The organism is Roseburia sp. OM02-15, assembly GCF_003481835.1.
In the GTDB taxonomy this organism is placed as follows: Bacteria; Bacillota; Clostridia; order Lachnospirales; family Lachnospiraceae; genus Eubacterium_I; species Eubacterium_I ramulus_A.
The window spans coordinates 65861-80275 of sequence record NZ_QULX01000003.1; the positions used below are offsets into that span (position 1 = coordinate 65861).

The 14415-nt window shown below is 35.5% G+C and carries 10 protein-coding genes; 1 reads left to right on the forward strand and 9 read right to left on the reverse strand.

Going from position 1 to position 14415, the window contains the following annotated elements:
• Positions 1 to 467: 467 nt before the first annotated feature.
• Positions 468 to 881 (forward strand): hypothetical protein, encoded by a 414-nt coding sequence (locus DXB15_RS03785; RefSeq protein ID WP_118702095.1) that lies wholly within the window; start codon positions 468 to 470, stop codon positions 879 to 881.
• 92 nt (positions 882 to 973) lie between these two features.
• Here the strand turns inward: DXB15_RS03785 and DXB15_RS03790 are convergent, their stop codons facing one another.
• The 9 genes from DXB15_RS03790 to DXB15_RS03830 all read right to left on the reverse strand — a co-directional run bounded on the left by DXB15_RS03790 (position 974) and on the right by DXB15_RS03830 (position 14370).
• A complete protein-coding gene (locus DXB15_RS03790; RefSeq protein WP_118702096.1) occupies positions 974 to 1909 on the reverse strand; it encodes a 3'-5' exoribonuclease YhaM family protein in 936 nt (311 codons plus the stop codon).
• A 39-nt stretch (positions 1910 to 1948) separates the two neighbouring features.
• The gene (locus tag DXB15_RS03795) at positions 1949 to 3007 is read right to left on the reverse strand and encodes a YqaJ viral recombinase family nuclease (protein WP_118702097.1); all 1059 of its coding nucleotides are present in this window, start codon (positions 3005 to 3007) and stop codon (positions 1949 to 1951) included.
• A gap of 140 nt (positions 3008 to 3147) precedes the next feature.
• Positions 3148 to 3492 carry a hypothetical protein gene (locus tag DXB15_RS03800; RefSeq protein ID WP_118702098.1) on the reverse strand — a complete coding sequence of 115 codons (345 nt, stop codon included), beginning with the start codon at positions 3490 to 3492 and terminating at the stop codon, positions 3148 to 3150.
• Positions 3482 to 4210: a DUF5697 family protein gene (locus DXB15_RS03805; RefSeq protein WP_118702099.1), complete on the reverse strand. Its 729-nt coding sequence runs from the start codon at positions 4208 to 4210 to the stop codon at positions 3482 to 3484. The genes DXB15_RS03800 and DXB15_RS03805 overlap by 11 nt, the downstream gene beginning before the upstream one ends.
• Complete coding sequence (locus tag DXB15_RS03810) at positions 4201 to 6942, reverse strand: VirB4 family type IV secretion system protein (RefSeq protein WP_118702100.1); 2742 nt, start codon at positions 6940 to 6942, stop codon at positions 4201 to 4203. The genes DXB15_RS03805 and DXB15_RS03810 overlap by 10 nt, the downstream gene beginning before the upstream one ends.
• Positions 6908 to 7354, reverse strand: a complete 447-nt coding sequence (locus DXB15_RS03815; RefSeq protein ID WP_118702101.1) for a hypothetical protein — start codon at positions 7352 to 7354, stop codon at positions 6908 to 6910. The genes DXB15_RS03810 and DXB15_RS03815 overlap by 35 nt, the downstream gene beginning before the upstream one ends.
• Before the next feature lie 138 nt (positions 7355 to 7492).
• Entirely contained in the window at positions 7493 to 8671 is a 1179-nt protein-coding gene (locus DXB15_RS03820) for a hypothetical protein (RefSeq protein WP_118702102.1), read from the reverse strand.
• 23 nt (positions 8672 to 8694) lie between these two features.
• Positions 8695 to 11262, reverse strand: a complete 2568-nt coding sequence (locus DXB15_RS03825; RefSeq protein WP_118702103.1) for a phage tail tip lysozyme — start codon at positions 11260 to 11262, stop codon at positions 8695 to 8697.
• 150 nt (positions 11263 to 11412) lie between these two features.
• A complete protein-coding gene (locus DXB15_RS03830) occupies positions 11413 to 14370 on the reverse strand; it encodes a type IV secretion system protein (protein WP_147404760.1) in 2958 nt (985 codons plus the stop codon).
• Positions 14371 to 14415 lie beyond the last annotated feature (45 nt).

Consider the following 14415-nt stretch of genomic DNA (forward strand, 5'->3'; position numbering starts at 1 on the left):
ACTCTCAAAATAGTTTAAATATCGGTTAAATTGATATTTAACCGATATATTTATACATTACTCTCTTCCACTATAAACGCACAATTTACCACAAAACAACAAATTGTAGCGAAAAAATCATTACCAAAACTACGCAGGGCCATGAAAAATATTTTAATTCAGATTTTATATTCCGTGAAAAACGCGTTCTTTTTAAAATGAATACTCCACAGCTTATTAAACCAAAAAGTGTAACTGCATTCCAACAAATAAGAATGATTGCTGAACTAAGATTGGAACATAATATATCTTCAATATCGTAACCCCAAAAGTAAAAATATGACTGAATCATAAGACACCCCCTCGTATTGTATAAAGCATATCATATATTTCCAAAATCTACAATTTTCATAAATAGATTGCAGGTTCTATAATTAATTTAGTAAATATTAACATAAAACATTATAAATTTTGGGAGACATAAATCAATGAATTTATTTAAGAAAAAAAATACTGCATCTGCACCACCTAATAGTTCTGTTCCAAAACAAGAAAAATACAACCGAATATGTTTAGAATGTCGAGAACCATTAAAGCCACATTTTAAATATTGTCCTGGATGTGGTCTAAAATTAAATGGTGAGTCTGCTAATACTCAACCAAGCAGCACTCTTCTGGATAATTACGCAGAAAACTCCAGTGATCCAAACATTCAAAAAATAATGAGTGATTTTATCCAGTATGAGGATATTCATGAAGATACCAATATGGACAGTATCGAATTCCCTGATTTAAATACAATACGACAGGTTACAAAAGATCTGGAAAAATTTGATTGTAATGAATTGGAAAATATTTCAGAAGACGATTATTTAGATGAAGAATTAGATGAAAATTGGTAACTTAATAAATCCTTGCCATCGCTTTTTCCTATAAAAACACCCTCAGAATTTGAATCTGAGGGTGTTTTTAATATTGTTCATTTTTGATACTACTACTCCACTTCTGGCGATCTATGCACAAAGATATTACCCAACATGAAGTTACGCGAATCAGAGATTAATCCTGCATCCAGTTTCGTAATCTCCTCTTCAAAAGCCATGACTCTAGCATCAATCATATCAATCTGTGACACTAAAAAAGCTTCCAGCGAAGCCGGTTTAACTACCGCTCCCCATTCCGGTTCTCCATGATGCGACAAAATAATGTGTTCCAGCTCTTTCAGTACTGGTTCTGGTGTCTGCAATTTTTTTCCATAATCGCGAACCAAGATTGCTCCCATCATCAGATGCCCGAACATATTGCCATCTAATGTATAACTTGCATTTCCTAATTGATCCGTTGCCAATTCCTGTAATTTCCCGATATCATGCAAAATACACCCCGCAATGACAAAATGCTTATTTGCACTGGAATAAATCTTGCAAAGTGCATCTGCTGACTGAGCCATTCTGTATGTATGGTAAATCAATCCACCAAGCATATTATGATGCATAGATTTTGCCGCCGACCAATACAAAAATTGATCTTTATGGTCTTCTAAAATTGCAAAAACCAGTGTTTTGAGTGATTCTGGCATTGCAAATACATACTGCAGCAGATCCGTATACATATATTCTGGATTTCCCGGACACTTTTTTACAAATTCTCCGATATCTACCAGATCTGTAACATTTCTCATTGTTTCTACAACATAATCTGGCTGCCCGTTAAATGTACCTACTGTTACAGAACACTCTAATACTGTACCTGCATTATATGGAAAATCCTTCTTTTCCATATCCCATTTTTTGGCGTTAATGTCATCACATCCATCTGTCAGAGTGAGTATTAAGAAGGCACTACCTTTTTTGGTAGTACGCTCATTGATTTCCTTCAACAATAAAGTGATAGATTCCTTACCCTGCTGCATTTCTTTAATTTTTTTCATAATTTATATTTCCTCTGTTATTATTTTTTACAATTTTATCTAAATAACTTCATCCCATTTATCTGCCTTTTTTTCGACAGTCCAATAGCCACTTTCATTATAAGATACATACTTCATGTATAAATCATGATCTTCTATCATCATTTTTTGCAAATCATCTGATTTAATGCTTGAAGAAGATCTTGTTTTTTCACTAATAAAATATGAGCTTTGACCATCGGACAGATAACCATTGGCACCCTGTAGATAGTTTAAAATCGGGTAGAGCAAATGTTCTTTCCTTTTTTTCAGATTCTCTCTTTTTCTGTTTAATTCCTTCATTTCAGCGTCAATTTGAAGAATCTCATCTAATTGATTCTGAAATTTTAAAGGTAAAGGAACGTCTGCGTCGTTTTTTCCGTATCTATTCTTTATCTTCCGAATGATACGAGCAACATCAGCAGACGGAGAAAGAGATGGATCAATCCGCTTATTTACATGATTTATCCAAAAATCCATTTCCTCTTTGACAAGAATCTTTTCCTTTTCTAAATCACGCATTATCAGACGTACACGAAAATCTGACTGCATATCACCGCCTAGAGCCAAACACGCATACAATACACCGTCAAACTGGTTCATAACAGCCATATAGTGCCGTCCTTGAAATTCATAGTCCAAAGGAACAACCATACTATTTTTAGGTCCCCAGTCTTGTAAAGCACGTTGATTACATGTTTTACATTCCATGATATACTGCTTGCCTGTCGGCTTATGGATAGCGATTGCATCTAAATCCGCTATCATCCATGGTAAACTACCGTGTTGATACATACGATGATCCCGTATTACTTTCCAATCCGGATATAGATGCTCAAATACCTCTATAACCACATTTTCAAGAATCTGACCAACACGTTTGTTCACCCAGCGATCATCATCAGAATATTTTTCATGTGGGATATTCAGTTTATCCCAATACACTTCTAATGGACTGCTGAATTTAGAAAATCCAAGAATTTTAGGGCAATCCGAGCCACCTATTCCCTTTCTTCTCATAGCAAGCCATTCTGACCGGGATAATTCTGTAATATCCCTTACTAATACATTCGGCTTCATTACACCGATACCTCCTTTCAAAATAGATAATAAAAAAGGCAGGCTCTAAGCCTGCCAAACCTCTTCCGAGGAAAGAAAATGAAAAGTAATAATGTTTACATATATAAATTACAAAATAATACATAAAATCTGCAATCTCATTAACTGTAACAATTAATAAAAAATTTGTATGCCTGATTTTTACATTCACACACGACAAGTGAATTTGTTTTACGTAAACCAGTAATAATACATTTATTATCTACAATCTGAGACTCCAACGTGTTATCTTCCGGCACTACGCGCCAACTGTAATCGTCCTTTTCTGATTTAGGAACACATAAAACAACCTTTTCGCCTTCTGTAATATCCACTTCATCATACATGGATTTCATAAGATTTTTTTCTCTTTTCAAAGCATTATTGTACATAGATAAAAAGAGACTTGCAAAACAGTATGAAAGCATTGGACGTTCTTTCTTCTTTCGTAATAAATTATTTTTCATTATTGTCACCCTTTCCACAATTTTGATTTTTTATATAATGTACAGAGCCATTTTTCTTGTTTAAGATAGCATAAAAGCGTATACCTTTGACATTATACTCTTCTATCTCCGGTATTTGCTGCTTCATATCTATCATAGCTATTCTGTAATGATTTTTTCTTTCCTTTTCTGTCTCATACCGTTCAGTAACACTGAGCATTGTCAGATTATTTTCACTTCCCTTATCAATTTTCATAATCTCAAAAACCTGATCATTTACTGTAAAGGCCAAGCACAGAAAAGTAAACGCATTGTCTGAAAACATAATAGGATCATGGGCATTAAATTTAGATTTAAAATCAAGAAATACCCAAAACGCATAATAGTTATTTTCCAACATACGCATTTTTTCATGATACTGGGTACTGTCTTTATAATAATCCTGATCATAGAGATGTTCACTCGTATAATACCTGTTATCTAAAGTTCCCTGTACCTTCTCATTTTCTTTTACAAAAAGTTTTCCTTCTTCTACCATTTTCTTCAGACAGAAACTGACAATCTGATCATCATGCTCTGCTTCAAAATATTTCCAGATTTGTTCTTTCGATGCCACATCAATTTTCAAAAACAGTTCTGATAATTCAGCACATATAACACGCATTTCATGAAGATTGTCATCACTACCGGTTTCGTCAGGAATATTCACAATTTTCCCATCACTATTGATTAATTCCATAATCGTTTATCAACCTCCAAATTCATTTTCTGGAAGAATCCACTCTCATAAAGTGCTTCCAACTCTCCCCGGTCTGTTGTAATCAAGGCATTTTCCAACCAACTGGATCTAAAATGTACTGGAATATTATTTCCGTTCGAAGAAAGCAGTGCATGTCCTTTGTCAAATTTAAGGACTTTTTTATATTCTGCCTCTGATAGTCCCAAAACATCCCGGACAGAATCAGCTTCCTCTTTCTCCAGGTTCAGAATAATTTTTGTCTTACAGTTATTGATAATGCCTCGTCCATATTTACCATCTTCCAGAGCATAGAAGTCAGCCAGGTTCTGTGTTGCACAAATTGCAGATCCACCGTATCCTCGAATAATCTTAAATATCTCCAGTACATATTCTGCTGCCTTTACATTTTTACTGATCAGTTCCCATGTTTCATCAATAATGATGCATTTTTTCTTGGTACGGTTTTCTTTCGCCTTGGAATATACAAAATCTAAAGCAAGGAACATACCTGCTGCCATAAGATCTGCATCCTGAGAAAGATTCGTTAAGTCAAGCACACATAATAAATTATCTAAATTCACATTCGTATGCCCATTAAACAGTGTTGCAGAACCATCTACATAACGTTTCATAAGCATGACAAGATGATTTGCTGCTGGCATTGTCTGCAATTCTTCATACACATCAGATAAAATCGGCATTTCCTTATATTGATCCGGATTTTCTGGATCAATCAGGCTTTCATTATCATGGGTGATTCCTTTTTTCGCATATGCAGTCATCAGTGCTTCATCCAAAAACTGTTCCTCTTCTACTGAAATTGTTGGAATCAGTAACTTAAAGAAAATATGAACCGTCTGCAATTTCATTACCAATTCAGACAGTACCACGTCATCTCCATCCAAAGCCTTTGTAGCAGCATCATCTTTCTTACGAATATCCAGAATATTGATAAAATGTGATCCTCCAGGTGAAATCTGAATATACTGGCCATCAATAAAATCACAAGAACGTTTAAACTCATATCCCTTATCCGGTGCCAAAATAAATGTCTGTATTCCTTTTTTTCTCATACGGGTTGCGATAAGCTGCAGAGTATAACTTTTTCCAGCTCCAGTGGTTCCCAAAAGAGCGATATTGGCATTTTTATATGTTCGCGTATTAAAAATATCGGTAATACATGGAGAATAGTTATCTTCATTCATGCCAAGAAATATTCCATTTTCATCAAACATTTCATAGGAAAGGAATGGATAAAAAGCTGCTAAATCACTTGTAAGGATATTACGTTTAGATCTTCTGAACAATTTATTATTCATTCTACCTAACGGCATATCACTCACCATCGCATTTTTCATTTCATAATCACAATCCTGTGTTTGAATATCTACAGAAGACAGATATTTTTTGATCTCGTTGGCGGTTGCTTTCATTTTTTCTAAGGAATTTGCCGTGATTGTAATCAATAAACCAACATAATATACATCATTTCTGTTAGCACTCAGTCCATTTTTAAGATAATAACCTGCTTGTGTTGCATCGCTGACATCATCAAAATCAGTCGTGGATGCATTCAGATTTTTAATCTTAGCTGTGTTCCAACGGATTCTACGACCTATGTTTGCAAGCATTTTTTCCCTGTTCTGCTTCATGGTATACACATTCAGATCAACGCCTTCGCCGGCATTAATAATCAATGCTAACCATCCTTTAAATACCTCACTAGGATATCCTTCTGATGTTACATATAAATAGGTATAATAGGTATCATCCATTTTGATATACTCATGGTGAAGCATATTTAATGTTTTTGGTGTAAAATATTCCGTAATAGGGATCATATTCATGGCTTTGGCACCATAATTTGAGCTGTAGTACATTTTTACTTCACGAACTCGTTCTGCAAAATCCGCTGTACTGTTTTTCGTCCTATTGAAGTAGTCAAACAAAATCCGGACCGTTTCATCTGTATTATTCCGCATTTCAATAATTGTGTTTCCACATTTACGCAGATAATTAATAGCGGTTCCTTTCATCCCGTTAAGTGCATACTCAATTTCATCTTCTGTCAGCATTGATCCGGCTGGTTTTTTCATATCAAAAATCAGGAAAAAACGTCTGGATACCGATTGTGTACTCCCAAGCTCCTGCAACAATTCTTTACCATCCTGTAAAAGCATTTTACATCTTTCACTGGATTCGGCCGCTATATCACGATCTATCTGTTCAATATATCTGGTTAAATCAGTCCTTTTAGAAATACATTTAAACTGCATATTCTCCGGTGCAATTCTCAGAAACTGCTCAAAATCATCTATAATGGACTCCTGATCAACATCACTTTTTAAAAGGAAATTCAATGGCATAATTTCTATGATTTTTACATACCTGTTATCTTCCGTATAAACAGTACCTTTTACGATTTTCTTAATAGGTATCATATCAATTGCCAGCGTTGTTGGAAGAGGTGTTTCCATTAATACCTCATCCTCTTTATTACTAACATCAATCTCTACTTTTTCATCCTTGTTATTAGAAGAGTTTTTAAGCATAGCCAGCCTATCCTTCATACTAAGACCGGATAGATCATTGGCATTTTCATCATCTTCATCTATATACACGTTATTTTGAGATGCCTCTTTTCTGAGTCTCTCCATCTCTTTATGCAATGATTTTTCAGATAATTTATTGTCCGAATCATTCTTCAGATTTTTTCTTCTTAAATTTGCCACGCTGTTCTTCTCCTTCTTGTTTCTTTTGGTTTCTTCTGGCCGCACGTGCTTCTTTTTCCTGCATCCGGATTTCTTTATGTTTTTTCCGAATCAGATTTTTTTCACGAACAATTTTATCTTTATTTGTAGGTGTACTGAAAACTCTACGATTTCTCACAGTTTCAATAAGGTTCCTAACAAATTCCGTAAAGCTTAAACCCTTGATTCCTCTAAAAGTCAAAATTAAAAGCGGAATTAATACGATAACCGTAACATATATCTTTGGTCTCACAGGTAATGGTACAAATTTGATAAACGGAACTCCAATTACCAAAAATACAAATAAACATTCAATCAGGTTTCGTATTCTGATGTTCCCATATATATATCCGTCCTTTGCAAAGTTTGTAGGTACAAAATATCGTTTGGACATTTTTATGTTGCTCCTCTCTTCGTTGATTATAAATAGTTACTAAAAAGCCAACGTCTTTTGCAAATGGCAAACTTTATTAAAAATAAAAAACTGGTGGTCTTCTCAATCGAATGACCACCAGTTTTTCAACCGGATTATTTATTTTCTTTTTCTTTTCACTAAAATAGATACGGATATTACTGCAATCACAATTATAATAACCAGAACTATATTAGGTATGGAAATGCTTTTTTTAGCTGCAACCGTTTTTTGTGGTGTTACTTCCGGCGCCGCAACAGAAGATTCTTCCTCTTGAACCTCTACCGGAGCAACAATTTTATTTCCAGGTTCACCTGCCGGTATATCTCCATCATATACAGTAAATAATGGAGATTCACCTTTATATACATTGAACTGTTCATTAGGCATGTCAAAATATGTGTCCATCTTAGAAGCTTCCTTCAAAACATATCCATCTGCTTTTATTGTCGAAAGCTGTTCATCTGTAAGTTCTGAAGAATCCTTAAAAACGTAAATAAACTGCTTATTGATCTTACCATCATATGACATACTTCTGTCTAATGTAAAATAATTTGGATCATAATAAACATTTAACGGATTTTTTTCTTCATCATACACATTTATATTACTGATACATACATCTCCTGCAGTTAATACATTTTCAAATTTAGAGGGATTATTCTGTGATACATGGAAAATCTGAATACGCTGTACGTAATCCGTATCCTGATCCATATCATCTTTTTCCTGCTGTGTAAATTCTGTATCAGTTTTATTATAGTATGTCATATTTAAAAATCCGGAAAATCCTTTTCCATCATTTACCGTAACTTCATTTTGAATATTTACTGTTTCGGTCTGTGTGTAGTCAACATTTATCCAGATATTATCAGGATATCCATCTTCCGTAACGGTAAACTCCTCCGGATCACATAAATAAGTCATATTAATGACAGGATCACTAAATTCCACATAAGCAAGCTGATACGTTCCTACCGGCATAAGTTTTTCATACTTATACTCCTCCGTAAAATCAGTAAAGTCATATTCCACATAATAATGCTTATTGACTTCATAAAAACCGGCTGTCATAAAAAGGTTGGAATAAAATGATTTATGAACAGCTAAGCGAAAATTAACATTCCCTGCTTTATAGTCTCCTATTTGAACAGCTTCTTTAATCTCATCCTCTAAGAGCGTATCATATTCTGGAATTTCATATGCATATGCCTTACTGTAAGGAATAAACAGTGAAAAAACAGAAACAACCATAATCAAAAAGACTATTTTTGCTCTTGATTTCAATAATTTGTACATACCGTATCCTTTCTCCATCAAAATTATTGTTTAATCGGTCTCAAGATAGCTTTGCATGATTTGTCATATCCAGATAGGCTTTTTATATTAATACCTGTACTTTTACTACCGGCATGGCACATCTGATTATTTCCAATATAAATACCGGTATGACCGCTGAACAGCAAAATATCTCCCGGTTGTGCATCAGCATAATTTGTGCCAATATAAGTTGCATATCCATTATTAATATATGACATCATGCTAGACGTTGAATTATAAGGAACAGATTCATTCCAAACACCTGCATCAATCAATACTTTACGCACAAAATGGCTACAATCAATGCCAACACGGTCTGACCAGTTGCTACAGTATGAATTTCCACCCCATACATAGTGCTGTCCAACATGTGACACTGCGACGGAAACAACATCTCCATTACCAAGCAGAGAAGAAAAATCTTCCGAATACTGTATAAATGTGGATGCATAATTCGTTGCAAGTCGTACCCTCTTACCTAACGCCTGATAGGTTTTTCCTACCATTTTTGGGCGCATCGTTCCCTCATAAACAGCATCTTCTCTTCCTGTTGCACCTATACACCCCTCGTATATAACTGCAAATTCATGAGTTGCCAGTTTCGCATCAGTGGCTGTTTTCAAATATTCATTTAGATCTGAATTACGTTGACCAAGTTCATAAACGATAAACTGTAACTGACCTGCAAGCGTTGTATAATCAAGGCCTTTATCATTGCAAAATTGGATCAGATTCGCCTGTCTGCCTTTATCCCACTGTGCTATACCATAATGTGAAGATCCCGAATTTGGGTTAAAAGAATCATTTTCGGTCTTAAGGTTTCCCAAAATAGCACAAGCTCCAGCATGTGAATACCCTTGCTGCCTGAAATATACATATATAGACTGCTCATCACCGTTACCGGTAAATGCACCGCCTTCTGCACCACCTAAAGTATTATTAGAATATATATACTTCCGGAACGAAAATTTTTTATTAAAAGAATGTGCAATATCTGCAAATTTATCTCTGACTTTATCTGCACTAACGCCAATTAATCCCAACGCAAAGTCCTTATAGTCCCCCTCTGTCAAACTCTGTAACAGATCCACGGCTTTCTGCATGGATGCTTCATCTTCTACTTTTTGGAAATCCTGGTTTTGCGTCACTGATTTTGTCTCAAAAATTTGTGGACTTAATATGATATCATAGTTTTCATCTACATCGGTCAAAGAATAATCATAAGTCGGAATATATTCAAAATTATCATTGGCAACCGTTTTTGTCAATTCCCGGTCAACTGTTTTTGTCTCATTTTCCTCATACTCTACCGTCTTTTTTATATAGTTTCCTTTTTCATCTTTTTTCTTCTTACCATTCTCATCTAGTTCATACTCTTCTTTGGTCTTTTTTACCTTATATGTAACAGTAACCTTATAATTGATAGTAAGATCGTAAGAATATGGTGCCTTAACAGGTGCTTTAACAGTGATATTTCTGGCAGAATTTATATTTTCCGAATAATTATGTGCAAACCAGTTATAATCTTGTACCTGCTTACTCAAATACTCTGTAACATCATTTACGGAATCATAATTCTGATTTTCAATATTGGAAATAATATCTGTACTTCCCTTATTTTGTAGAATAATCGTAAAGCAATCTATATACGGTATTCTCTTGGAAGGATCATCACTTTCTCTATCATACCATGCAGAATCATAAGTAGCACCACCTCTCCAAAAGGAGCTTGCAAGATTTACATTGGTAACATTTTTCTGGTACTGCAAAAAAGATGATTGTGAAGCATTACTACGAAAAACATCATTATCTCCAGATAACTGACTGGTCAATGCAGATACATTTGAAGTATCTATGTTTTCCATCCTAATATCATCTATCTTCAAATCCGAAGTATTAAAGGAGACATCAGAAATGGAACAACTTAAAAATGTGCGATTTGCATCTGCATTTGCATACTCCTCTGCTTTTTTTCCTTCTTCAGTATTTACATCTTTCTGAAATGTATTTTGCTCTGCTGAAAGATTAATCCTTCGGTCTTTGGCAGCTCTGTCTTTGGCTAAAGATATACCTTTCCCGGTTTTATCATTCTGTATGTCAGTAGCAATTTCGTTTTGTAATGCAGATGATATGCTATCCACAGTACATTTTGTGTTCCCATTTTCTTCTACATTATTTATTACATTTTCATACTCAGTTGAAATTTGAGTTTCCTCTTCTCCCTCTTCTGCGTTCAACGCATCATCTATTGAACCACTATTAATAATACTGGTCCGTCCATTTTCTTCTTTTACAAAGAAAGTTGGAAGTCCAGCAATAACATTATCCGTTTCCACTGCATATTCCGTTGTGGCAAAGTCGTCCGCATCTGTAAAGCCAAGATCAGTAAAGATAATCTGAAAGATCAATGAAATGACAATAATTGCAAGTACAACAGCAAAAAATACAATCACTACTATTTTTGCAGGTAACGGTAATGTTGCAAAGATTTTACCAACACGATATATTATTTTACCTGTCGAAGCGACCTTGGCAACGTCTGGTTGTTTCTTTTTTTCTTCTTCACCCATACGTTTTAAATCTCCTTATTAAGAAATCTGTTGTTCTATTTTCAATTGTTTATATATAGACATAACAGACTATTCATATTTTAAGTTCTCGCTAAACAATAAACAAAACAGGGAGAGTTATCAACTCCCCCACATTTTGCTAAAATTCACCTATGCATTACCATTATTTTCACCCAATGTACTGCTGAACATGTCTTTGACTTTCAGTTTTCCGTTATCAACCGTATAAATAGAAGCCTTTCTCGTTGCAGAATCTGAACTACTTGCAACTTTGTAATGTTCATCACCTATGGTATAACATGCGGATGGATTTTTCTTATATTCATTTGCGTCCACATGGTAAAGATCGGTTCCAACCACTTTTCCATCAAGACCGGCTGTTACAACTTGAATCTCCCCATTGCCCGTCTGAACTACTTTCATATCAGTATAGGCAGGAATAGGGGAACGATACATACCACCAGAGATATTATTTCTATCATCTAAAGCCTGATAAAAACCTCCAGACTGTGCTAAATCACTGCTGTGAAGTTCCTGTGGTTTAGCAGTATAAACATCACACATATAATCACTTTGTCCGGTAACCTGACTAATCTTATCAACCGCATCTGAAGGATTATGGAAAACAGCTCCATTCATGGATGTATCCTCTTTCCATTCACCTGTTGCAGAATCATAACCGCTACCACTGGTGATCGTTGTATCCCAACTTCCAGTATTATTATTATACGTAGATTCAAACTGATAAGCAGATTCACCGGACCTGAATGATCCATAGGCAGTCTGAACACCACCTTTATTTTTAATAGCATGTGTTTCTAATGCAGTGTTCATTGCCATTCCATCATTACCGTTAATGTTAGATGCTCCAATCGGTGCTGTGTACCAGTTTGCATCATGATTTTCAATAGAATCTGCTACACCTGCACCGTTACCATGAACAACAGGGGCATCATTCGTTATTGTGCATTCATTGCCATCGATGCCTTTATTGGCTGCAATGGCCTGTGCTGCTTCAGCTGGTGATTGATATGTTTGAGCTGAAAAACTATCATCCGTAGACCATTTTCCCGTATTTTCGTCTAAAATTGAGCCGCCAACAATGCTTGTTTCCATCTGACCAGTATCCGGATTCTGTTTTGTTTCAAACTGATATTGTGAATTTCCAAAATCAATAGAACCACACATTGTCGGTTCATCCGTGTTCTGATATGGTTGTCCCTGGTATACATCTGCACTCATATCTTTTAATTGCTCATTATTTCCAATTACATTTGCAGCCTCTTCTGGGGATGAAAAAACTGGTCCGTCTGCACCGGAATATTTATTATCATCTTCCCATTTACCAGTATTTTCATTGAATTTCGAACCACCAAGGACTTTCGTATCCCAATTTCCGGTAGATGGATTGTATTTTGATTCTAACTGATACTTACCATTTGAAGCATTAATGGCACTATAACCAGTTTTCTGTCCAAGGGGACTTATAGCGGCATTTTCTTCAACTGCTTTGTTTAATTCACCTTTAGCAGCAGGGCTAATACCTGTTTGAGCCGTTGCAGCCGTATTATTGAGTTTACCGGAAATTGGATTAGCGGTAGCTGTATTGGCATTGTAACTTTTCTTTCCAAATGTAGCACCAGTATTTTTGTCATAATAATTTCCAGTCGCAGGATCTTTGGCAACATTGTATTGCTGACCACTATTTGACATGACAGCCATAGACGAATTTGCCTCATTTACAGGCTTTCCATTTTTAGAATAATCCTGCGGTTTCAGCATACCACCTACCATCTTCGTGTTCTTATCTACATCACCGGAAACGCTTGCTGCATTGATCATATCATTTGCTTTATCTGCCGCTGCTTTTCCAGGATTAGCAATATTTCTCAATGCTTTTACTGTCGGATCATGATTAGCCATCCACTGTCCTACAGCATTCCCGGCACTGGCAGCAGGCTGACCACGCATAACACCTCCGGCAGAAGCCATTGCATTAGCAGCTTTTGCCGATGCCTGTGACGCTGTTGCCATACCTGCACCAGATCCTTTCTTCGCCTGATTCATAAGTGCCGCGCCAGCACCTTTAGCCGCACCAGCTACACTTGATAACGCACTTCCCATGGCTGCCATTGAAAACATTCCACCCATCGCATTCAACATTGGAAGTGGTGCCTGTTTTGCAACATTTGTTAAGCCCAATGAATTAAGATATGTATCCAGCTTTAAGAACCACTGATACCATGCCAGAGTAAATCCGAACAGCATGAACTCACCCACCAGATATGTTCCGTCAGAAGTATCCCACATAATTGTTTTGACCATTAGGAATGTATATATATATGCTCCAAACGATGTCAAAAATAGAGATAGCACTGATGATGCAAACATCCGCAAATACGATGTTGTGATAGTTTTGGTAGAATTTGATGCTCCAGCTGAGAATCCCAATGGGGCAAAATAAAGTAACAAGTAAAACTGCAAATAACGTTCGACGTACAATAGCAGCATCTGTATTAATCGAATCAGTAATACCACGATAATAACAACTTCTATTGTTCCGAAAATGGCAGGTGCAAATACAGAACCAACGAGTACAGTACTCTGCGTTGCATATTCCGGCCAACTAAAAGAAGCTGCGTTATCTACAAAATTGAAATTTCCAGTAAGTGTTTGCACATAAGACGTTTTCTGTGCATTTTCAAGATAATGAAACGCAACCCCCATCACATAAAGAAATACACGAAGTATTTTAGTTGCATACATTACCAAAAACATACAGATTCCACTTCTAATCACTAACGGTACTGGTTCATCCACATCATTAGATGTCTTACTAAACATACTAATGTATAAATGATAGCATAAATTCCAAAGTAACAATCCAATTGCTAAAGGCATTATTGCATCTTTATAAATAGAATCTAACAAATTAGTCTGCCCTGTATCAAAATATGCATGAAAAAAATTAATGTTATCCGTCCATTTTAGTGTGTCTGGATCATATGATAATAAAAGAGAATTATTGAAAGAATTAATTACTACAACCAATATTCCCCAAATCAAATCTCTTATTAAATTTAATAACGTACTAAATAACCATGCCACTGCTTCACCCTCTTCCTTAATCTGGTTATCATTTACTATCAATAT

Coding starts and splice junctions, on each gene's coding strand:
- DXB15_RS03790 (WP_118702096.1), bottom strand. CDS start 1,909: ATGAAAAAAATTAAAGAAATGCAGCAGGGTAAGGAATCTATCACTTTA.
- DXB15_RS03815 (WP_118702101.1), bottom strand. CDS start 7,354: ATGTCCAAACGATATTTTGTACCTACAAACTTTGCAAAGGACGGATAT.
- DXB15_RS03825 (WP_118702103.1), bottom strand. CDS start 11,262: ATGGGTGAAGAAGAAAAAAAGAAACAACCAGACGTTGCCAAGGTCGCT.
- DXB15_RS03795 (WP_118702097.1), bottom strand. CDS start 3,007: ATGAAGCCGAATGTATTAGTAAGGGATATTACAGAATTATCCCGGTCA.
- DXB15_RS03800 (WP_118702098.1), bottom strand. CDS start 3,492: ATGAAAAATAATTTATTACGAAAGAAGAAAGAACGTCCAATGCTTTCA.
- DXB15_RS03785 (WP_118702095.1), top strand. CDS start 468: ATGAATTTATTTAAGAAAAAAAATACTGCATCTGCACCACCTAATAGT.
- DXB15_RS03820 (WP_118702102.1), bottom strand. CDS start 8,671: ATGTACAAATTATTGAAATCAAGAGCAAAAATAGTCTTTTTGATTATG.
- DXB15_RS03805 (WP_118702099.1), bottom strand. CDS start 4,210: ATGGAATTAATCAATAGTGATGGGAAAATTGTGAATATTCCTGACGAA.